Below are 22,045 nucleotides of genomic sequence, written 5' to 3'. Positions count from 1 at the left end.
ACAAACACCCTTAGTCGCGGGGCGGCATTAAGTGCGACAACTGCCACTCATCCAAACGCTGCTCTAAATGGGCATGCACCTGGGCAGGCGTGTCCAGCTCCATGACTTCTTTCAACAGTTGCTGGGCATCGCTAAACGGTACTCGGCGAATAGCCGCGCGTACTTTGGGCAGGCTGGGTGCGTTCATCGAGAGACTGGTAAAGCCCATAGCCATCAGTAGCAGCGCCCCAGCCGGGTCGCCGGCCAATTCACCGCATAGCGAAATGGGCTTGTTGAGACGCGTGGCATCCGTGGCAAGTTCTAGCAAGGCCCCGAGCAACGCCGGGTGCAGCGCATCGTAAAGGCTCGATACGCGAGGGTTGTTGCGATCCACCGCGAGTAAGTACTGGGTTAAATCGTTGCTGCCCACAGAGAAGAAGTCGACTCGCTTCGCCAGCGCGTCCATTTGGTAAATAGTGGCAGGCACTTCAATCATCACGCCGACCTTGGGCCTGACGACGGTAATACCCTCTTCGCCCAACTCTAGAATGGCACGATCAAGCAGCCGCAGCGCTTCGTCTACCTCTTCGACGTTGGTGATCATCGGGAAGAGGACGTAGAGGTTATCCAGATCGATGGAGGCTTTAAGCATCGCGCGCAGTTGCACCATCAGCACTTCGGGGTGATCCAGCGTCACGCGCATACCGCGCCAGCCAAGGAACGGGTTGGCCTCTTCAATCGGGAAATAAGGCAGATCTTTGTCGCCACCAATATCCAGAGTACGCATCACCACCGGCAGCGGCGCAAAACCTTCAAGCTGGTCGCGATAGAGTTTGGTTTGCTCTTTTTCGCCGGGAAAACGCTCGGTAATCATAAACGGCACTTCAGTGCGGTAAAGCCCCACCCCACCGATACGGCTTTTAAGCAGCGCGGTGGCGTCGACAGCCAACCCGGTATTCACCATTAGCGGCATGTCGTGGCCGTCGGGGGTGGCGCTGGGTAGATCTTGCTCGTGCTCTAGCAACTCGCTAAGCGCAATCTCTTCAGCAATCAGACTTTCATATCGCGCTTTCAGTTCAGGCGCTGGGCGTACAAACAGGCGGCCACGGTGACCATCCAGCACCACCGGTGCACCACCTAGGCGCGGCAGCGGTAAATCCACCATGCCCAGCACCGTAGGAATGCCCATGGCGCGGGCGACAATCGCCACGTGAGAAGTGCTGGAACCGCGTACCGAGACCAGCCCTTTGAGCTTGTCGCGGGGGACTTCTCCCAGCATGGCCACGCTGATTTCATCGCCGACCAGAATGGCATTATCGGGGTAGGTTTCCGGCGTGGACGGCGTGTCTTCCTGCAGGTGCGCTAACACCCGGCGGCCCAGATCGCGAATATCGGCGGCGCGCTCACGCAGGTAGTTATCGTCAACGCGCTCTAAATACTGCACGTGGCGTCGTACTACGTCAGCCAGGGCGCCAGGCGCCCACTGCCCTTCGCGAATGCGCTTTTCCACTTCATCGGCCAGTGCCGCTTCGCCAAGCATTTGCTGATAAACATCAAACAGCGCCAGCTCCTGTGCAGAGATACGACTTGCCAAGCGCTCGGCCGCCGCACGAATTTCGCTGCGCGTTTTTCCGATGGCCTCCTTCAATCGCGCTACCTCATAGTCCTGATCGCTTGGAATGAGGTCAGGCACGCTATTAAGGTCGGATGGAGGGGTAATCACCACCGCCTCACCCATGGCCATGCCCGGCGATGCTGGCACACCTTTAAACATTGCCTGCCCACCGGCAAGCGCCGGGCGTAACAGGTTCCCTGTGGCTAAGGCGTGAGCTAATACGCCCGCTAGCTGCGCAGCCATGGTGACCAGGAAGGCTTCATCCTCATCGTCGTAGCGGCGTTTTTCGGCTTGCTGAACAACCAGCACGCCCAGCATCAGCCGCTGGTGGATGATCGGCACGCCTAAGAAGCTGGAGTAGCGCTCTTCTCCAGTGGCTTCAAAATAGCGGAATTGCGGGTGGATCTGTGCGTCCTCTAGGTTAAGCGGCTCGCTGCGTTTGGCTACCAAGCCCACTAGGCCTTCGCCTATCGGCAGCACTACGCGCCCTACTGCTTGGGTACGCAGACCAATGGTTTCCATCAATACCAGCGACTCAAGCTCCTTGTCGTAGAGGTAGAAGGAGCACACATCGGTCTGCATCGCTTTACGAATTCGGCGTACCATCGTGGACAGCGCGGCGTCGAGGTTGCGCGCGCCATTCACTTCCTGAATCACCCGGCGCAGCACCTCAAGCATGGACGTTTTACTTTTCACTATTATTTGCCTCGCTGAGGAATTTCCTGGCAGACTGCCGCTCCCCTACTTGGAGCAGCGGCCCGTCGCCCTAATCTTCATCCTGTGCCAGGCGCTGAACGCGGGGAGACAACTCTCGCAGCGCGCGCCGATATACCTCTCGCTTAAAAGGCACTACCTGCCCTAGCGGGTACCAGTAGCTTACCCACCGCCACCCATCAAACTCAGGTGTGGGGGTTGCCGTCATACATATTTGGCTTTCCTGGCAACGGATTTTAAGTAAAAACCACTTCTGCTTCTGGCCTATACAGACCGGACGCGAATGTGTGCGAATCATACGTCGTGGCAGACGGTAGCGTAGCCAGCCCCGGGTGCAGGCAACAATATCAACATCCTCGGCGGTTAGGCCGATCTCTTCGTAAAGCTCACGAAAAAGTGCTTGTTGTGGCGTCTCGCTTGCATTGATGCCCCCCTGGGGAAATTGCCACGCATTTTGTCCTACCCGACGCGCCCAAAGCAGCTGCCCCTGGCTATTGGCAATGATGATGCCAACATTGGGGCGAAAGCCGTCAGCGTCGATCACGGACATCACCTTATAAATTTTCAGTTGTCCCCATTTTTCCACAAGGGTGACAAGCGTATCAATACAATATAACGCTAAGTGGTGAATGCTTACTTTGTATTAGCCTTATCGCTGGTGGGAATGGCAGTGCGACTCTGCGATAATCCGCGTCCGCTATTTGCCTTAACAACGGCTTTTACACCAACACTAACCGCTTACTACCACTGACTAAAAAAGGGGAGCGCCGTGAGTCTGGCCATTTTCGATTTGGATAATACGCTGCTATCCATCGACAGCGATCATGCCTGGGGCGAGTTTTTACTCGAACAAGGGGCCGTCGACCCGGTCGCTTACCGGGAAGCCAATGAACGTTTCATGGCCGATTACAACGCGGGCACTCTGGATATGGCCGCCTTTTTGAAAATGGCGCTTAAGCCCTTGGCCGATAACTCCCCTGAACAGCTTTCGGCGTGGCACCAGCAGTTTATGGCCAGCAAAATCGAGCCAAACATCCTGCCCAAAGCGGAAGAGCTGCTGGCGCGCCACCGCACCAAAGGCGATACGCTGCTGATTATTACCGCCACCAACCGCTTTATTACCGCACCGATTGCCGAGCGCTTGGGTGTCGATCATTTAATCGCGGTGAATCCGGAAGTCAAAGAGGGCCGCTACACTGGGCGCGTTTCGGGCATTCCCAGCTACCGCGAAGGCAAAGTCACCCGCTTAGAAAAGTGGCTGGAAGATCAAGACCTGACCATGGAAGGCGCATGGTTCTATAGCGACTCGCACAATGATTTGCCGCTGTTAGAAATAGTCGAGCACCCCGTCGCTGTTGACCCCGACGACACCCTGCGCGAAATCGCCAAAGAGCGCCAGTGGCGGATCATGAGTTTGCGGGATTGAGGCTTGTGAGTGGTGAGGAGTAAACCGTAATAAAAAACCCCGCAAGCTTGGCTTGCGGGGTTTTGCGTTTACTGGCGCTCATATAAAAGCGTCAGCGGGCGCGTTTAGCCGAGCAGGTGCTCGACGGCTGCACGCTCTTCACGCAGTTCTTTCTCGGTGGCTTTCATCTTCTCTTGGCTGAACTCGTCAATTTCGAAGCCTTGAACGATTTCATACTTGCCACCCTGGCAACGCACTGGGTAGGAGTAGATGATGCCCTCGTCGATGCCGTAGCTGCCGTCAGACGGAATCGCCATGCTGACGATGCCTTTGGAACCCAGCGCCCAGTCGTGCATATGGTCGATGGCGGAAGAGGCAGCAGAGGCGGCAGAGGAAGCGCCACGTGCTTTGATGATCGCCGCGCCGCGCTGCTGCACGGTGGGGATAAAGTCGTTTTCGTACCAGTCGCGCTCAACCAGATCGAACGCTGCTTTGCCGTCGACTTTGCACTGGGCCAGATCCGGATACTGGGTGGCACTGTGGTTGCCCCAGATGATCATGTTTTCAACGTCAGTGACGTGCTTTCCGGTTTTTTGTGCCAGCTGGGTCAAGGCGCGGTTGTGATCCAAACGCGTCATGGCGGTGAACTGACCCGCATCAAGGTTCGGCGCGTTACAGGAAGCAATCAGTGCGTTGGTGTTGGCCGGGTTACCGACAACCAGCACTTTCACATCACGGCTGGCGTGATCGTTCAGCGCTTTACCTTGAACGGAGAAGATCGCTGCGTTGGCTTCCAGCAGGTCTTTACGCTCCATGCCTGGGCCGCGCGGACGTGCGCCAACCAGCAGGGCGAAATCAGCGTCTTTGAACGCTACATTCGGGTCGTCGGTCGCGACAATGTCTTGTACCAGCGGGAAGGCACAGTCGTTAACTTCCATAACCACGCCGTTCAGGGCGTCCATTGCCTGGGGAATTTCCAGAAGCTGGAGAATGACAGGCTGATCCGGCCCCAACATGTCGCCAGCGGCGATGCGGAAAATAAGAGAGTAGCTGATCTGACCGGCGCCGCCGGTAATCGCAATACGTACTGGATCTTTCATCATTGCTCCTTGATTGGTTCGCCTAGGGATGGTTCTCGCCTGAGGAGTGGCTTAACAGAACTCAAGACGCAAAGATGGTATGCCCAGCCGGGCAAAAACTCAATCAGACATGCGGCTACTACCCATTTGTTATACTTGCCATTCACTCAGCGGCTCGCTACTCGCTGAAAAGGTTGAGTTGCGCTATGGTATCTTCGGTTTTATGCCCTCCTTTCTTGTTTTGCTAAGGACATGGACGCTCCATGCGAAAAATCCCGTTTTCTTATGCCTTAGCTAGCCTACTGGTGCTGGCGCTAGTGATATGGCTCGCCTTTGGTAATTTTCAGCGCTTTCAAACCACACCCCAAGATGCCCCGGCACGCAGCGAAGCAGGTTCGCGGGTCGAAATTGTCGTGCAGCAGAGCACCGCCTTTATTCCCCAGCAAATTATTCAGGGCCAATTGACGGCAGAGCGCGAAACCACCCTGCGTGCCAACGCAGCGGGCTTTGTGGCTGAGAAGCCGGTCGCGCAAGGTAGCCGTGTGGATGCGGGCGATACGCTACTGGTGCTGGATAACGACGCCCTGCCCGAGCAGTTGCAGCAGGCCCGGGACGAGCTAGCGGTAGCCGAAGCGGAGTATGCCGGGGCGCGCAACCTGCGCCAGCGGGAGCTGATTTCGCAGCCAGAACTGCTCCGCCTGCAGAGCGCACTAAGCGCCAGCGCCGCCTCGGTGGCACAACTGCAGAAGCAGCTGGATGACAGCCGTCCCACCGCGCCGTTTGATGGCGTGCTCAATCGGGTTCAGGTGGAGCTAGGCGACCTGCTCCAGCCCGGTGAAGAGTGGGGCCAGTTGGTCGATGACCGTCGTTTGAAAGGTGCCGCCTGGGTTTCGCAGCAGCAAGTAGGTGATTTAAGCGTGGGGTTGCCGGTAACCGCCCGGCTGCTTAATGGTGATCACTTAGAAGGCGAGCTGACCTTTATCAGCCATCGCGCCGAAGAAGCTACACGCAGCTTTTATATTGAAGCAACGCTGGACAACCCCGCCGGGAAACGTCTGGCAGGCGGCAGCGCGGAGCTGACGATTACGCTACCACCCCGTCAGGTGCATACCCTTTCGCCTGCGCTGTTGAGCTTAAATAGCGAAGGCCAACTGGCGGTCAAGCATCTGGATGACAACGATCAGGTGCAGCAGACCGCCGTTGAGCTTGTCAGTGCCGATATACAGCGCGCCTATGTGACCGGCCTACCCGACCCGCTGCGTCTGATTACGCTAGGCGCAGGCATGGTGGAAATCGGTGAAAAGGTAGAGCCGGTACCCGCTGAAGAGGCGATTATTTCACAGCCGACGGAACAGGATAACGTTCATGCGCCAGTTGATTAATGCGGCGCTTGCACACTCTCGTACGACGCTGCTGCTGTTGGTGAGTCTTCTGCTGGCGGGCATCACTGCCTGGCAGATGATTCCTAAAGAAGCCAACCCCGATGTCACCATTCCGATGATTTATGTGGCGCTATCGCTGGAGGGGGTGAGCCCCGAGGATGGCGAGCGGCTGTTGATCCGCCCCATGGAGCAGGAGCTGCGCGGCATTGAGGGGTTACGCAAGTTCACCGCCCAATCCAGCGAGGGGCATGGCTCGATAACCCTGGAGTTCGACCCGGGCTTTGACCCCGACACCGCGCTGACCGACGTGCGTGACCGGGTGGACATCGCGCGCAGCGACCTGCCGTCCGAGGCCGATGAGCCGCGGGTGATGGAGGTCAACGTTTCGGAGTTTCCGGTGTTGACTATTGGCCTCTCCGGGCAACTGGATACCCGCGAACGAATGACGATTGCCCGGCGCCTGCAGCAAGAGATCGAAGGCATCGCCGATGTGCTGGAAGTCGACATTGCCGGTGAGCGGGAAGACCTGCTGGAAATCGTCGTTGATCCGCTGGTGCTGGAGAGCTATGGGGTCGATTTTGATGCGCTGTTTAATCAGGTATCACGCAATAACCGCTTGGTAGCAGCAGGCAGCCTGGACACCGGCGCGGGTCGACTGGCGTTGAAAGTCCCCGGCATTATTGAGTCCCTTGAGGACGTCATGAATATGCCAGTCAAGGTCGATGAGGATCGCGTGGTCACCTTTGGCGATGTGGCATGGATCAACTCCACCTATAAAGAGCCGGAAGGCTTTGCCCGCATTGATGATCAGCCCGCCGTGGTGCTGGAAGTTTCCAAGCGCGCAGGGGCGAATATCATCGCCACCATTGGTGCAGTCCGTGACCGCTTAGCCGAAGCGGATGATTTGCTTCCCGAGCAGCTGCGTTTCACCACTATTCTGGATGAGTCGACCACCGTTGAGAATATGCTATCCGAGCTTCTCAACAACGTGCTGACCGCCGTAGTGTTGGTGCTGATTGTGGTGGTCGCGGTGATGGGCTGGCGCATGGCGCTGCTGGTGGGGCTTACCATTCCAGGCGCCTTCTTAACCGGCATTCTGCTGGTCTGGGCATTTGGTTTTACGCTTAATATCGTGGTGCTATTCGCGCTGATTCTGGTGGCGGGCATGCTGGTCGACGGGGCTATCGTAGTCAGTGAACTTGCCGACCGCCATCTGCGCGATGGGCAAACGCCGCATCAGGCGTGGCTCAACGCCGCTTCGCGCATGAGCTGGCCGGTCATTGCCTCGACTGCCACCACGCTCGCCGTATTTATTCCCCTGCTATTCTGGCCCGGCGTGGTCGGTCAGTTTATGAAGTACCTGCCCGCCACGGTAATTCTGTGCCTGATGGCATCGCTGGCCATGGCGCTGGTGTTCTTACCGACTCTTGGGCGACTGTTTACGCGTTCCACCGCGACGACGACAGGCGCTAACCATGATGAGGCGACAACCTCCTTTGGGCGCGGCTATCGCCACCTGCTGGCTAGGCTACTTATGCACCCTGCCTGGGTACTGCTGGTGACCGTGTTATTAATGGCTCTGCTGTATACCGGCTATGCGCGCTTTAACCACGGTGTCGACTTCTTCCCAGCCGTGGAGCCCGACAGCGCCCAGGTGCTGGTGCGCGCCCGAGGCGACTTCTCCGCCGTGGAGACCGACGCCATTGTGCAGCGGGTAGAAGCCAAACTATCCGGCATGAGCGAAGTGCGAGCGCTGTATGCCCGCTCCTTTGCTGTGCCTAATGAGCAGATGGGCAACGACGTGATTGGCATGCTGCAGTTTCAGTTTATCGACTGGCATGAGCGTCGCCCAGCCCAGGCTATTTTGGATGATATGTCCGAGCGCGCCCGGGATATTCCCGGCATTACGCTGGAATTTCAGGAGCAGGAAATGGGCCCCGGTGGCGGCAAGCCTATCGTGCTTGAAGTGAGCGCCACTAATCCCGACGTTGCCGATGCGGGCGTTAACCAAATAAGTCAGTTAATGCGCGAGCTGGGTGGCTTTACCGACATTCAGGATAATCGCAGCCTACCCGGCGTGGAGTGGCGGGTTAACGTGGATCGTGAAGCCGCGGCGCGGATGGGCACCGACGTAACGACCATAGGTAGCGCGGTTCAGCTGCTGACTACCGGCCTTCAGGTAGCAAGCTACCGGCCCCCCGAAGTCAGCGATGAAGTGGATATCCGAGTGCGCCTGCCGCAAAACTGGCGTTCGCTGGATCAGTTGGAGCGGTTGACGATCAATACCCAGCGGGGCCAAGTACCGATCTCGCATTTTGTAACCCTGGAACCGGCACCTAAGGTAGGCACGCTAAACCGTATCGATGGCCGACGTGCTATTACGATAGACGCCGACCTTGCACCCGGATATCTCGCCGATGAGCGCCTGAGCGCCTTGCTAGCGGCGGGCAGCGACAGTTTGCCTGACGGCTTGATGGTCAACGTGGCGGGCGAGCAGGAGGATCAGCAGGAGTCGATGCAGTTCTTAGCCAGCGCGTTCTTGATTGCTATCGCCTTGATGGCGCTGATTCTGGTCACCCAGTTCAATAGCTTTTACCAGGCGGGGCTGGTGCTCTCGGCGATTGTGTTTTCCACCGCGGGGGTATTGATGGGCCTGCTGATTACCGGGCAGGCCTTCGGCATTGTCATGGTGGGCATGGGGGTAATTGCCTTGGCAGGTATCGTGGTCAATAACAACATTGTCTTGATCGATACCTATAACGAACTGCGGGGCCAAGGTATGCCCCCCGGCGAGGCCGCGCTTGAAGCGGGCTGTTTGCGCCTTCGCCCGGTGCTGTTAACGGCGATTACCACGGTGCTGGGACTCATGCCGATGGTGCTGGGGGTCAATGTTGATCTATTCACCCCGGCCCTTGGCTTTAATGCGCCCTCCGCCCAGTGGTGGACGCAAATGTCGAGCGCCATTGCCGGGGGGCTCACCTTCGGCACCGCACTCACCCTGCTACTTACCCCCTGCATGCTGGTGATTGGGGGTAAGCTGCGGCGCCAATAAGGCCGCGAGCTAATGAGAATATTAAGCGGGTGCTTTGGTGTGCTGAGGGCTATGAACGGCGTGTAAGCGCGCGATCAACTGGTCTTCCAGCGCGAAGCGTTCAGTAAGGCCGCGGGCCAAGCGGTCAATCCAAGCAGGAAGGCGGGCGATATTTAGTTCGCAGCGAAGCGTGGAACCAAAATCGGTATCAAACTCCAATACCATCTCGGTGGACATTTCTAAACGCTCAAGCAACTTCTCCGCGATGACCAGCGCGTCCTCATCACCAAAGGCCCGTGCCTCTTCCGACAGCTGGGGGTAAATCTCAAAGTGACCGGCGCTGATGTAATCCATTAGCTTTTCACTAAACGTATCGATAGGCGCTTTGCTCACTGCTTCCAGCTCAGCATCACACGCTTCCTTCAGCTCGATAAAGCTAACTAATAGCTGACGACGCTGATCTAGCCAGCGGTCGATTAGGGTATGCACGCCTCCCCAGCGCTCCAGGGCGTTTTTGCAATCTTCGAGCATGGGGCATTCTCCTTAAACTTACCTTTTAAATACTATTAAGCGCTTAGAATAACAAACAGGCTTAGAGTCGCGCCTCCCACTACCTCTGTCAATCCCAGCAAGTACGGTTTCCTTGGTACTAAAAGCTCACTACCCATAACACTTTCTTCTATGGCTGATGACCAGCTTTCTCAAGCGGCTGTCTTGCCATATTCCTGCGTCTATCGATGCTCTCATCTTCCGACCACCATTGCGAGCACAGCAGCAGGCAGGTCGTTAAACGCTCGCACGCATATTCGAGGAAAATAGTTTAAGCTTAAAGAGTTTATGCTTGAATTTTATAAATGCGTCTCCTATCTTCAGAAAAGAGTGTGTTTTCCCGTGGAGAAAAAAATGAGAATCGCCTGCCTGGGTGGAGGGCCTGCCGGCCTCTATTTCGCTATCAGCATGAAGCTACACGATCTCTCCCATGAGATCGTGGTGATTGAGCGCAACCGTGCAGACGACACCTTCGGCTGGGGCGTGGTGCTGTCAGACGAAACCCTCGACAACCTGGCAGCCAACGACCCGGTCAGCGCAGAGCGCATTCGGGAGCATTTCGCTTATTGGGATGATATTGCGGTTGTCCATAAAGGCGTCAAAACGGTCTCTACAGGCCACGGATTTTGCGGTATTGGCCGCCGCCAACTATTGATTCTGTTACAGGAGCGCGCTCGCGAGCTTGGCGTGGAGATGCGCTTTGAAACCGATATAACGGAAAGCTCCATTGAGCAATACCGGCGTGAATATGACTTAGTCTTGGCTGCCGACGGCCTAAACTCCCGCACCCGCCAAACCTACGCCGATCACTTCAAGCCCGACATTGATGTACGGGCGTGCAAGTTCGTTTGGCTGGGTACCCATCAAACCTTCAACGATGCCTTTACCTTTATCTTCGAGAAGACCGAGCATGGCTGGGTGTGGGCTCACGCCTATCAATTTGACAAGGATACCGCGACCTTTATCGTCGAGTGTAGCGAGGCCACCTGGCAGGCGTTTGGCTTTGGTGAGTTTAGTCAGCAAGAGTCGATTGCGGTCTGCGAACGAATCTTTGCCAAGCATCTTGATGGTCACGCGCTGATGACTAACGCCAACCATATACGCGGCTCGGCATGGATCAACTTCCCACGGGTACTTTGCGAACGCTGGAGCTATGAGAATGTAGTCTTGATGGGTGATGCCGCTGCCACTGCGCACTTCTCGATTGGCTCCGGCTCCAAGCTCGCGCTGGAGAGCGCCATTGCACTGGCTAGTTACTTGCACAGTGAAAGCAGTTCGGAAGCTGCCGTTGCTCGCTATGAAGAAGACCGCCGTTTCGAGGTGCTTCGCCTTCAGTCAGCCGCGCGCAACTCCACCGAGTGGTTTGAACAGATAGAGCGCTACCTGGATCTCGATCCGGTGCAGTTCAACTACTCGCTATTGACCCGCTCCCAGCGCATCAGCCATGAGAACTTGCGGGTACGCGACCCCCAGTGGCTGGAGAGCGCCGAGCGTTGGTTTCAAACCCAGGCGGGTAATTCTGGCAGCGCTCGCGCCCCCATGTTTGCGCCTTATCAACTACGCGATATGACCCTGGTTAATCGCGTTGTGGTCTCCCCCATGGCGCAGTACAAAGCCGTCGATGGCTGCACTACCGATTGGCACTTTAGCCACTACGCAGAACGCGCCAAGGGTGGCGCAGGCCTGGTATATACCGAGATGACTTGCGTCAGCCCCACCGGGCGAATTACCCCCGGCTGCCCTGGCTTATACGCCCCCGAACATGAAGAAGCGTGGAAACGTCTTTGTGATTTCGTGCACACAGAAACCCAGGCCAAGCTGTGCGCCCAAATCGGCCACTCAGGAGCAAAAGGCTCTACTCAACTGGGCTGGCAGGAAATGGATGCTCCGCTCGCAGATGGCAATTGGTCAATACTGGCAGCTTCAGCACAGCCCTGGTCGGCGCGTAATCAAGTGCCAAAAGCGATGGATCGCGACGATATGGATTGCGTACGCGATGAGTTTGTCAGTGCAGCGCAGATGGCTGATCGCGCGGGTTTCGACATGATCGAGATTCACGCCGCCCACGGCTACCTGCTCTCTTCGTTCATCACGCCATTAACCAACCACCGTGACGATGAGTATGGCGGCTCGTTAGACAACCGGCTGCGCTACCCGATTGAAGTGATCAACGCCGTGCGCCTCGTGTGGCCTGCACATAAGCCACTGTCGGTGCGCATTTCTGCCAACGACTGGTGCGGCGCTGAAGGCATCACCCCCGACGATGCGGTTGAGATCGCCAAACGGCTGCGCGACGCGGAGGTGGATATTGTCGATGTCTCTGCCGGGCAAACCTCGACCCAGGCCAAACCGGTCTATGGGCGGATGTTTCAAACCCCTTTCTCTGACCGGATTCGTAATGAGACGCCAATCGCCACCATGGCGGTGGGCAATATCTATCAGGCCGACCACGTGAACTCGATTCTGATGGCTGGACGCGCCGACTTAGTCTGTATCGCCCGCCCTCACCTTGCGGATCCTTACTGGCTGCTGCACGTTGCTGCAGGGCTGGGTGATAGTGAGGTGGAGTGGCCGGCGCCCTACCGAGCCGGCGCCGATCAGCTACAGCGCTTGGCCGAACGTGGCGAGGGTTGGGTATGAGCCAATCTGATAGAAACGTGGCAGCGAACAGCCTGGCAGGCAAGCGGGCGGTGATTACCGGCGGCGGCAGCGGTATCGGCGCCGATATGGCCCTGGCCTTTGCCGAAGCAGGCGCCGAAGTCACCATTACCGGCCGCCGTGAGGCAGCCCTTCAAGCCGTTGCCGAGCAGCATGATGGCATTCGTACCGCCGTGGTCGATGTCACCGACGAAGCTGCCATGGTGGCGCTATTCGAGAAGATCGGCAGTGTGGATATCGTTATCGCCAACGCCGGGGCGGCTGAGAGTGCGCCGTTCACAAAGACCTCTTTCGAGCATTGGCAGCGCATGTTGAATGTAAACCTTAGCGGGGTATTTTTAACCCTGCGCGAGGGCTTGAAACAGTTGAATGACGGCGGGCGAATGATTGCCATTGCCTCTACGGCGGGCCTAAAAGGCTACGCCTATGTGGGCGCTTACTGCGCGGCTAAACACGGTGTGGTAGGACTGGTGCGTTCACTGGCGGCTGAAACCGCCACCCGCAACCTGACCGTCAATGCGCTCTGCCCCGGTTTTACCGATACACCACTGCTGGCCGCCAGCGTGGAGAATATTGTGACCAAAACAGGTCAGTCAGCCGAACAAGCCACAGCGCACTTTCAATCTACCAACCCCACCGGACGCTTAGTCACTCCTGCGGAGGTAACCGCTACTGCCCTATGGCTTTGCGGGCCTAACAGTGGCGCGATTAACGGTCAGGCGATCTCAATCTCAGGGGGCGAAGTATGACAGCAGAAAGCTTAAGCAAGGAGCGCCTGCGCTTATGGCTACGCATGCTACGGGTTACTCGTCAGGTGGAGTCCGAGCTGCGCGAACGGCTGCGTACCGAGCACGACTCTACGCTGCCGCGCTTTGACGTGATGGCGGCTCTGTATGCCGTTGAGGAGGGCCTGAAAATGAATGAGCTCTCCAAGCGACTGCGGGTTTCCAACGGCAACGTCACTGGCATTATTGATCGTCTGGTGGAGGATGGCGCCGTTGAACGCATTGCCATTGAGGGCGACCGGCGCGCCACGCGGGTGTGCTTGACGAAGGCTGGCCGCGAAAGCTTTAGCGCTATGGCTACTGAACATGAACGCTGGATCAATGCGCTATTTGAGGGGGTGGGCGAAGAGGATGCCCATCATATAGGCGAGTTGCTACACCGCTTACCGGCTTCTCATAAAGATGCCCATTAATCACTGACAGACGAGAACAAAAAGATGAAGAGTATGGCTGACTTAGTCCCCGAGCATTTTATTTGGGAAATGAGAGGTGATGTCGCCGTTATACGGTTGAATCGCCCGGAGCGCAAAAACCCGCTGACCTTTGAGAGCTATGCCGAGCTGCGCGATACCTTTCGCGACCTCGCTTATGCATCGGATGTGCATGCCGTGGTGTTTACCTCTAACGGTGAAAACTTCTGCTCCGGCGGCGATGTGCATGAAATTATCGGCCCCTTGGTGGGCAAGGATATGAAGGGCCTCCTCGAATTTACCCGCATGACCGGGGATTTGGTCAAGGCCATGCTTAACTGTGGCAAACCGATTATTGCTGCCGTCGACGGCATTTGTGTTGGGGCGGGGGCAATTATCGCCATGTCCTCGGATATTCGTTTTGCTACTCCCCGCGCAAGCACGGCGTTTCTGTTTACCCGGGTGGGCTTGGCGGGCTGCGATATGGGCGCCTGCGCCATGCTACCGCGCATTATCGGCCAGGGCCGCGCCGCCGACCTGCTCTACAGTGGCCGCAGCATGAGTGCCGAAGAGGGATTCCAGTGGGGCTTCTACAATCGCGTGGTTGAGCCAGACGCTCTTGAAGAAGACGCCATCGCCTACGCCACCCGGCTGGCCAGTGGGCCCACCTTTGCCCACAGCATTACCAAGACCCAGCTAAATCAGGAGTGGTCCATGAGCCTGGAGCAGGCCATCGAATCGGAAGCGCAGGCCCAGGCGATCTGCATGCAGACCAACGATTTCGAACGCGCTTACCACGCCTTTGTAGCCAAACAAAAACCTGAGTTTAAGGGGGACTGATGAGCGACAAGAGCTTCCTGGAATGGCCCTTTTTCGAGGCCAGACACCGCGAACTTTCCGAACAGCTCGAAGCGTGGTGCCGCACTGAGCTACCCCGCGATCACAACGATGTAAATGCCACCTGTATTCAACTCGTCCGCGACCTGGGTAAAGCAGGCTTTTTGACCGGCACTGCGGGCGAGCATATCGACGTGCGCAGCCTCTGCCTCATTCGCGAAACCCTCGCCCGTCACGATGGCCTGGCTGACTTTTCGTTTGCCATGCAGGGACTGGGAACCGGCGCCATCAGCCTATACGGCAGCGATGAACAGAAGCAGTGGCTGGAAAAAACCCGTCGTGGCGAAGCACTTTCGGCGTTTGCCCTGAGCGAGCCACGCTCCGGCTCCGATGTAGCCCAACTGGATACCACCGCCGAGCTCGACGGCGACAGCTACCGTTTAAATGGCGAAAAGACCTGGATCTCTAACGGCGGCATTGCTGATATCTATACGGTGTTCGCCCGCACCGGAGAAGGCCCCGGCGCCAAAGGACTTTCGGCCTTTTTAGTACCTGCCGACACGCCAGGATTGGAAATTCGTGAGCGTCTGGAGTCGGTAGCGCCTCACCCGCTGGCACGGCTGGGCTTCAACGATATGGTGCTGCCTGCTAGCGCCTTGATCGGCAAGCCTGGGCTGGGCTTTCGGATTGCCATGTCGGTGCTGGACGTTTTCCGCTCCACGGTTGGCGCGGCAGCCCTGGGCTTCGCCCGCCGGGCACTGGAAGAGTCGCTCTCCCGCAGCCGCTCCCGGGAGCTGTTTGGCGCCACTCTTGCTGATCTACAAATGGTGCAGGGCCACTTGGCCGATATGGCGCTCAATGTCGATGCCGCCGCCCTGCTGGTCTACCGCGCGGCCTGGACGAAAGACCAAGGCGCTGAGCGGGTGACCCGTGAAGCGGCAATGGCCAAACTATTTGCCACCGACCAGGCTCAACAGGTGATTGACCAGGCAGTACAGCTTCACGGCGGCGACGGCGTTCGCAAGGGCCATATTATCGAAAGCCTCTACCGAGAAATCCGCGCGCTGCGTATTTATGAAGGCGCTTCAGATGTACAAAAAGTAGTCATCGCCCGCAGCATGCTCGCGGAGGAGTAAACAGCAAAAAACCGTACAGTAGTTCTCAAAAACAATAAAACACAACGCCAGACACCGTATCCCTGATAACGCCTCACACAGAGGTGCCGTCAGGAATAAACAACGACACCAAATACGGAGGTTGGTCATGTATATCCAGTCGGCTCATGCTGATACTTTTGCGCGGGATAACCTGCCACCCATTGATTGTCAGCCTGAGTTCCTGCTCGCGGGCTTCAATTATCCCCAACGACTTAACGCGGGCGCTGAGCTCTGCGACCGGCTGCTCAACCAGGGTTTCGGAGAACGAATTGCTTTAGCGGGCAATGGCCGCCGTCGCACCTATCAAGAGCTCACCGAGTGGACCAACCGCCTTGCCCATGTATTGGTCGAAGACTTGGGCGTTACTCCAGGCCAACGGGTATTGATCCGCTCCGCCAACAACCCGGCCATGGTGGCCTGCTGGCTGGCCGCCACCAAGGCGGGCGCCGTAGTGGTCAATACCATGCCGATGTTGCGTACCAAAGAGCTATGCCAGGTAATCGATAAAGCGGCAATCAGACTCGCCCTTTGCGATACCCGCCTGCTCGATGAACTGGTTGAGTGCCAACAGCACAGCCCGGTACTCGAACGTGTCGTAGGCTTTGATGGCACGGCTAACCACGACGCAGAGCTTGACCGTTTAGCGCTGGGCAAACCCGCCACCTTTGAAGCAGTGGATACCGCTGCCGACGATGTGGCTCTACTCGGGTTTACCTCGGGCACCACCGGTTCGCCCAAAGCCACCATGCACTTTCACCGCGACCTGCTGGTAATTGCTGACGGCTACGCCAAAGAAGTCCTACAGGTAACACCCGAGGACGTGTTCGTCGGCTCTCCCCCGCTGGCATTCACCTTTGGCCTGGGCGGACTGGCCATCTTCCCGCTGCGCTTCGGGGCCACCGCCGTACTGCTCGAACACGCCTCTCCGCCCAATATGATGGATATTATCCGCGAGTATCAGGCCACGGTGGTCTTCACCGCACCGACGGCCTACCGGGCGATGCTGTCAGCGCCTACCAGCCATGAGGATTTGAGCAGCCTACGCGTTGCCGTTTCCGCTGGCGAAACCCTGCCCGCACCGATTTATCATGACTGGATAAAGCAAACCGGTACTCCGATCCTCGACGGTATCGGCGCGACTGAAATGCTGCATATTTTTATCTCCAATCACCTGGATGACCATCGCCCCAGCTGCACCGGTAAACCGGTGAACGGTTACGAGGCACGTATCGTTGATGATGAAATGCATGATGTGCCCCGCGGCACGATCGGTAAGCTTGCTGTGCGCGGGCCCACCGGCTGTCGCTATTTGGCCGATAAGCGCCAGCAAAAGTATGTAAAAGAAGGCTGGAATATCACCGGTGATGCGTTTTATCAAGATGAGGAAGGCTACTTCCATTTCGCCGCCCGCAATGACGACATGATTGTATCGGCGGGCTATAACATCGCGGGCCCCGAGGTAGAGGCGGCCCTACTGGCACACCCAGCCGTGAAAGAGTGCGCGGTGATCGGAGCGCCTAGCCAAGAGCGCGGGCAAATTGTCGAGGCTTTTGTTGTTCTAAACGATAGTTTTCAGCAAGATGAAGAATGTCAGCAAATGTTGCAGGACTTCGTGAAGCAGACCATCGCGCCGTATAAGTACCCTCGCTCCATACGGTTTATCGAGGCACTACCTAAAACATCCACGGGTAAGGTTCAGCGCTTTCGGCTGAGCCAGGAACATTACCCGAGCGCTGGCTCTCCTTGCACCAACACTAATAGTACCAACACCAACGTATGACCCTCTAAGCAATAAACGATTAAAAAATGAGGAATGATCCATGAAACAGATAACTCGCTTTGGCCTTGGCTTACTGCTCTCCTCCAGTCTGGTAACGGCTCATGCCGATGACGTCAAGATCGGCATGATCACCACCCTTTCAGGCGGCGGTTCGCACTTGGGTGTGGACGTTCGCGATGGCTTTATGCTGGCGCTCGAGCAGTCGGGTCGCGACGATGTTGAAGTCCTGATCCAAGATGACGCTAGGCGCCCTGACTTGGCTCGCAGCCTGTCCAATGAGTTTATGCAGCGTGATGACGTCGACATTCTCACCGGCATTATCTGGTCTAACTTGGCAATGGCGGTTGTTCCGTCAGTGGTGCGTCAGGGCACCTTCTATCTCTCACCCAATGCTGGGCCTTCCGATTTAGCCGGGCGCATGTGCCACGAGAACTACTTCAACGTGGCTTATCAGAACGATAATCTGCACGGCGCCATGGGCGCTTATATGCGTGAACAGGGGTATGAGCGTCCCATTATCATGGCGCCCAACTACCCTGCAGGCACCGACGCCTTGGCAGGCTTCAAACACCTTTATGAGGGTGAGGTCGTTGGCGAGCTTTACACCCAAATGGGGCAAACCGATTACGCTGCTGAAATTGCCCAGATTCGCGACAGCGATGCCGACAGCCTGTTTTTCTTCTTACCCGGTGGGATGGGTATCTCGTTTATGAAGCAGTGGGAGAGCTCCGGCGTTGATATGCCGATCTTTGGGGCCGCCTTCTCCTTTGATGAAATCCTTATCAAGGCCGTGGGCAGTGCCGCTGTTGGAGCACGCAACACCTCGCTATGGGCTTACGATTTAGAAAACGAGGCCAACGACCGCTTTGTAGAGGGCTTCCAAGCCGCCTATGACCGAATGCCGACTCTGTACGCGGCGCAAGGTTATGACACCGCCAACCTGATCCTTAGCGCGCTTGAAACCGCCCATCCTGATGACAAGGAAGCCTTTCGTGAAGCGCTGCGAGCCGCCGACTTTGACAGCGTGCGCGGTGAGTTCCGCTTTGGCCCGAACCACCACCCTATTCAAGATATTTACGTACGCGAAGTGGTGGAGGGCGATGATGGAGAGCCGACTAACCGCCTGATCGGCATCGCCATTGAAGATATTCAAGACGTCTATTTTGAACAGTGCCAGATGTAATGACACCGCGGCTGGGTGTCGCCACCCAGCCTTTACCCTTTTCTTTCGTTAAGGATTCCTAACGTGTCCGTTACTCTGCTAATTGAGCAATTACTTAACGGCGTACAGCTTGGCACTATGCTGTTTTTGATGGCCAGCGGCCTAACCCTGGTATTCGGGGTAATGGGGCTGATCAATCTTGCCCATGGCTCATTTTACATGGTGGGGGCCTACGCTACGGCGGCGGTCACTGCCTCGACCGGCTCTTTTCTGATTGGGCTGAGCGCGGGTATCGCAGCGGCGGCATTGGCCGGTGCATTGGTGGAACTGATTGTCATACGCCGCCTCTATCACCGTCCTCATCTTGATCAGGTGTTGGCGACGTTTGCACTGATACTGATTTTCTCGGAAGGCACGCGCTGGATTTTCGGTTCATCCCCCTTACTGCTTAGCCCGCCCTCTTGGCTCACCGGTTTTGTAACCCTGCCGGGTGACACCCGCTACCCCATTTATCGACTAATGCTAATTGGGGTGGGTATCGCTATTTCGATCGCACTTTACCTGCTTATCTCACGGACGCGGTTGGGCATGCGAATACGTGCTGGGGAAAGCGACCGCGAAATGATTGGGGCGCTGGGTGTCAATATTTCAAAACTCTATACCCTGGTGTTTGCCTTAGGTGCTGGGCTTGCCGGCTTAGCGGGGGCTTTAGTGGGCGCGCTACAATCCGTGCAGGTGGGAATGGGGGAGCCAGTACTGATTCTGGCCTTTGTGGTGATTGTGATTGGCGGTATTGGCTCCATTAAAGGCGCGCTATTTGGTGCCCTTCTGGTGGGGATTGTCGATACGCTGGGCCGTGTTTATTTGCCGATATTCTTTCGTGCGTTTATGCCACCTTCCGAGGCGACCGGGGTTGGGGCTGCACTGGCCGCAATGCTGATCTATATCCTCATGGCCGTCATTCTTGCTTTTAAGCCTAAGGGACTGTTCTCTGCCCATGACTAATACCACTTCCATGTCCAAGAACTCTGCCCTGTCTAATAACTCTGCCCGGGGCGTTGCCGACGGTGCTGAGGCGTCCAAGGCAAGTAGCCACTTTAATCGCAAGGGGCTGGTTCAGATGGCCCTACTCGGCCTGCTGTTACTGCTCCCGGTGGCGGCATATTTCTCGGGCCAAATTTATTACGTCAATTTGGCCTCGCGTATCACGATTATTGCCATGGCGGCCGTTGGCCTTAACTTGGCAATTGGCTATGGCGGCATGGTGAGTTTTGGCCACGCCGCCTATTTTGGTCTGGGGGGCTACGTGGCGGGCATCAGCGCCTACCACGCCTTTGATTTTACGCCGTTTATGACCTGGCCCTTCAGCGTACCGGGCAGTGACAACTTACTGGTGGTATGGCTGGTTGCCGCTGTGCTGTGTGCGCTACTAGCCCTCGCCATTGGTGCCATTTCACTGCGTACTACGGGGGTCTATTTCATTATGATCACCCTCGCCTTTGCGCAGATGATTTACTACTTTGCCAACTCCTGGCCGACCTATGGCGGCGAGGATGGCCTGCCAATCTATATACGTAACACCTTGCCACTAGTCGATAGCAGCAATGCACTCACCTATTTTCTTATCTGCTTCACCGGGCTTGTGTTGGCGATGGCAATTACCTCACGACTGATGAAGTCGCGCTTTGGTGCCGCCTTGACCATGGCGTGCCTTAACGATGTTCGCCTGGCCACCGCGGGCATTAATCCTTATCCCATTCGTTTGGTAGCCTTTGTCATTTCAGCCGCGATCACTGGGCTTGCGGGGGCGCTATACGCTGACCTGAATGGCTTTGTCAGCCCGGCGATGCTGAGTTGGCACTTCTCCGGCGAACTGATGGTAATCGTCATTTTGGGCGGCGTAGGTCGTCTTTATGGCCCGCTGGCCGGTGCCGTTTTGTTTGTAATGATGGAGACACTCCTAGGGGGGTTTACTCAGTACTGGCAGCTCTTCCTGGGGCTTGTACTACTTGGAGTGGTGCTGTTTGCCAAGCACGGTGTGATGGGTTGGCTGGCTGGGAGGGAGCGCAATGAGTGATGTGGTTCTTTCATTGCAAAAGCTGTACAAGCGCTTTGGGGCATTGCAGGCGACTGACGATGTGTCGCTGGAACTTAGGGCCGGGGAAATTCATGCATTGATTGGTCCCAACGGCGCGGGGAAATCGACCCTAATTGGCCAAATCGCCGGCAATATACGCCCTGATGAAGGGAGTGTTTACCTAGCGGGTTGTGAGATCACTGGCATGAGCATCGCTCAGCGGGCGCGCCTTGGCCTGGGGCGTAGCTTTCAGGTCTCTTCGTTGGCGGAGCCGCTATCGGTGATGCGCAATGTGATGATGGGTGTTCAAGCGCTGCAAAGCCACAGCTTTCGGTTCTGGAAACCCGTCGCCCGCGACCGGCAACTGCTCGACCCCGCCTATGCGGCGCTGGAACGCATGCAGCTTAGCCATCGCGCCTGGACGCCAATGTATGAGCTCTCTCACGGCGAGCGCCGCCAGGTGGAAGTGGCCTGCGCCTTGGCGCTCAAGCCCCGCGCCCTGCTGCTGGACGAACCCATGGCAGGCTTGGGCCCAGAAGGCTCGGCGAAGCTAACCGAGCTACTTGAGGCGCTAAAGCTTGAAGTGCCTATCCTGCTGATTGAGCACGATATGGAGGCGGTGTTTCGGCTTGCCGACCGCATTTCGGTTCTGGTATCCGGTAGCGTTATCGCCCATGGGGATAGTCAGGCGATTAGACAGGATCCGCGCGTCCGTGAAGCCTACCTGGGAGATTCCGATGCTTAAAATTGCCGACATTGAAACGTTTTATGGCCCCTCGCAGGCGCTATTCGGCGTGAACCTCGAAGTGAACGCCGGAGAAATGGTCGCCCTAATGGGGCGCAACGGTATGGGAAAAACCACCACCATTCGTTCGATATTCGGCCTGACCCCTGCCAGCTGCGGCACCATTGAGTTTGAAACCCAAAACATACGCCACCTGCCCGCCTACCGTATCGCTAAAGCGGGGCTTGGTTTGGTACCGGAAGGGCGCCGCTGTTTCCCCAATTTGTCGGTGCGCGAAAACCTGTTAGTAACGGCACGACCGGGCGAGTGGACGCTGGAGAAGGTAGAAACGCTGTTTCCGCGCTTAGAGGAGCGCCGCGCGCAAATGGCCAAAACCCTCTCTGGCGGTGAGCAGCAGATGCTGGCCATTGGCCGGGCGTTGATGACCAATCCGCGTCTACTCGTGCTGGATGAGGCCACCGAAGGCTTAGCGCCGGTCATTCGTCAGGAGATCTGGCGGGCTATTCGCCTGCTCAAGGAGCAAGGCCAGGCCACGCTACTGGTGGATAAGTCGTTAAGCGAAATTCTACCCATCGCTGACCGCTGCACCATCCTGGAAAAAGGCTGCACCGTGTGGGATGGCAAACCCGCCATGCTGAACAGCACAGTTCGCGACCGCTATCTGGGCGTGTAGTTAAGAA

18 protein-coding genes are annotated in these 22,045 nt (G+C 57.0%); 14 read left to right on the top strand and 4 right to left on the bottom strand.

The window, feature by feature from the left end; genetic code table 11:
* Positions 1 to 10: 10 nt before the first annotated feature.
* Together ptsP and rppH are read right to left on the bottom strand one after the other, a co-directional pair.
* On the bottom strand, positions 11 to 2,272 hold the full coding sequence (ptsP, locus tag QHL1GM_RS00295) for a phosphoenolpyruvate--protein phosphotransferase (protein ID WP_071692683.1): 2,262 nt from the start codon (positions 2,270 to 2,272) through the stop codon (positions 11 to 13).
* Between the two features lie 88 nt (positions 2,273 to 2,360).
* The gene (rppH, locus tag QHL1GM_RS00290; RefSeq protein ID WP_071692682.1) at positions 2,361 to 2,852 is read right to left on the bottom strand and encodes an RNA pyrophosphohydrolase; all 492 of its coding nucleotides are present in this window, start codon (positions 2,850 to 2,852) and stop codon (positions 2,361 to 2,363) included.
* 225 nt (positions 2,853 to 3,077) lie between these two features.
* On the opposite strand from rppH, the gene QHL1GM_RS00285 reads away from it, so the two are divergent.
* Positions 3,078 to 3,734, top strand: coding sequence for an HAD family phosphatase (locus QHL1GM_RS00285; RefSeq protein ID WP_071692681.1), 657 nt, complete (start codon positions 3,078 to 3,080; stop codon positions 3,732 to 3,734).
* Positions 3,735 to 3,838: 104 nt separating this feature from the next.
* On the opposite strand, the gene QHL1GM_RS00280 is transcribed toward QHL1GM_RS00285, so the two are convergent.
* On the bottom strand, positions 3,839 to 4,813 hold the full coding sequence (locus tag QHL1GM_RS00280; RefSeq protein WP_071692680.1) for a malate dehydrogenase: 975 nt from the start codon (positions 4,811 to 4,813) through the stop codon (positions 3,839 to 3,841).
* A 242-nt stretch (positions 4,814 to 5,055) separates the two neighbouring features.
* Here QHL1GM_RS00280 and QHL1GM_RS00275 point away from each other — a divergent pair, with 242 nt between their 5' ends.
* Both QHL1GM_RS00275 and QHL1GM_RS00270 read left to right on the top strand, forming a co-directional pair.
* Entirely contained in the window at positions 5,056 to 6,174 is a 1,119-nt protein-coding gene (locus tag QHL1GM_RS00275; protein ID WP_071692679.1) for an efflux RND transporter periplasmic adaptor subunit, read from the top strand.
* Complete coding sequence (locus QHL1GM_RS00270; protein ID WP_071692678.1) at positions 6,158 to 9,226, top strand: efflux RND transporter permease subunit; 3,069 nt, start codon at positions 6,158 to 6,160, stop codon at positions 9,224 to 9,226. The genes QHL1GM_RS00275 and QHL1GM_RS00270 overlap by 17 nt, the downstream gene beginning before the upstream one ends.
* A gap of 21 nt (positions 9,227 to 9,247) precedes the next feature.
* Here QHL1GM_RS00270 and QHL1GM_RS00265 read toward each other — a convergent pair whose 3' ends face one another.
* Entirely contained in the window at positions 9,248 to 9,736 is a 489-nt protein-coding gene (locus QHL1GM_RS00265) for an Rsd/AlgQ family anti-sigma factor (protein ID WP_071692677.1), read from the bottom strand.
* Between the two features lie 372 nt (positions 9,737 to 10,108).
* Here QHL1GM_RS00265 and QHL1GM_RS00260 point away from each other — a divergent pair, with 372 nt between their 5' ends.
* From QHL1GM_RS00260 to QHL1GM_RS00210, 11 genes are all read left to right on the top strand, one after another.
* Entirely contained in the window at positions 10,109 to 12,394 is a 2,286-nt protein-coding gene (locus QHL1GM_RS00260; protein ID WP_071692676.1) for a bifunctional salicylyl-CoA 5-hydroxylase/oxidoreductase, read from the top strand.
* Positions 12,391 to 13,161 (top strand): SDR family NAD(P)-dependent oxidoreductase, encoded by a 771-nt coding sequence (locus QHL1GM_RS00255; RefSeq protein WP_071692675.1) that lies wholly within the window; start codon positions 12,391 to 12,393, stop codon positions 13,159 to 13,161. The genes QHL1GM_RS00260 and QHL1GM_RS00255 overlap by 4 nt, the downstream gene beginning before the upstream one ends.
* On the top strand, positions 13,158 to 13,610 hold the full coding sequence (locus tag QHL1GM_RS00250; RefSeq protein WP_071692674.1) for a MarR family winged helix-turn-helix transcriptional regulator: 453 nt from the start codon (positions 13,158 to 13,160) through the stop codon (positions 13,608 to 13,610). The genes QHL1GM_RS00255 and QHL1GM_RS00250 overlap by 4 nt, the downstream gene beginning before the upstream one ends.
* Before the next feature lie 24 nt (positions 13,611 to 13,634).
* Entirely contained in the window at positions 13,635 to 14,447 is an 813-nt protein-coding gene (locus QHL1GM_RS00245; RefSeq protein WP_071692673.1) for an enoyl-CoA hydratase family protein, read from the top strand.
* Positions 14,447 to 15,580, top strand: coding sequence for an acyl-CoA dehydrogenase family protein (locus tag QHL1GM_RS00240; protein ID WP_071692672.1), 1,134 nt, complete (start codon positions 14,447 to 14,449; stop codon positions 15,578 to 15,580). The genes QHL1GM_RS00245 and QHL1GM_RS00240 overlap by 1 nt, the downstream gene beginning before the upstream one ends.
* Before the next feature lie 127 nt (positions 15,581 to 15,707).
* Positions 15,708 to 17,381, top strand: a complete 1,674-nt coding sequence (locus tag QHL1GM_RS00235) for a benzoate-CoA ligase family protein (protein ID WP_071692671.1) — start codon at positions 15,708 to 15,710, stop codon at positions 17,379 to 17,381.
* Positions 17,382 to 17,421: 40 nt separating this feature from the next.
* Entirely contained in the window at positions 17,422 to 18,564 is a 1,143-nt protein-coding gene (locus QHL1GM_RS00230) for an ABC transporter substrate-binding protein (RefSeq protein WP_071692670.1), read from the top strand.
* 63 nt (positions 18,565 to 18,627) lie between these two features.
* A complete protein-coding gene (locus tag QHL1GM_RS00225) occupies positions 18,628 to 19,548 on the top strand; it encodes a branched-chain amino acid ABC transporter permease (RefSeq protein WP_071692669.1) in 921 nt (306 codons plus the stop codon).
* Entirely contained in the window at positions 19,541 to 20,620 is a 1,080-nt protein-coding gene (locus tag QHL1GM_RS00220) for a branched-chain amino acid ABC transporter permease (protein WP_175540330.1), read from the top strand. Before QHL1GM_RS00225 ends, QHL1GM_RS00220 begins: the two co-directional genes overlap by 8 nt.
* Positions 20,613 to 21,365 (top strand): ABC transporter ATP-binding protein, encoded by a 753-nt coding sequence (locus QHL1GM_RS00215; RefSeq protein WP_071692668.1) that lies wholly within the window; start codon positions 20,613 to 20,615, stop codon positions 21,363 to 21,365. Before QHL1GM_RS00220 ends, QHL1GM_RS00215 begins: the two co-directional genes overlap by 8 nt.
* A complete protein-coding gene (locus tag QHL1GM_RS00210) occupies positions 21,358 to 22,038 on the top strand; it encodes an ABC transporter ATP-binding protein (RefSeq protein ID WP_071692667.1) in 681 nt (226 codons plus the stop codon). Before QHL1GM_RS00215 ends, QHL1GM_RS00210 begins: the two co-directional genes overlap by 8 nt.
* Positions 22,039 to 22,045 lie beyond the last annotated feature (7 nt).

The organism is Halomonas sp. QHL1, assembly GCF_001882345.1.
GTDB lineage: Bacteria > Pseudomonadota > Gammaproteobacteria > Pseudomonadales > Halomonadaceae > Vreelandella.
This window is presented reverse-complemented; position numbering and strand designations above follow the sequence as displayed.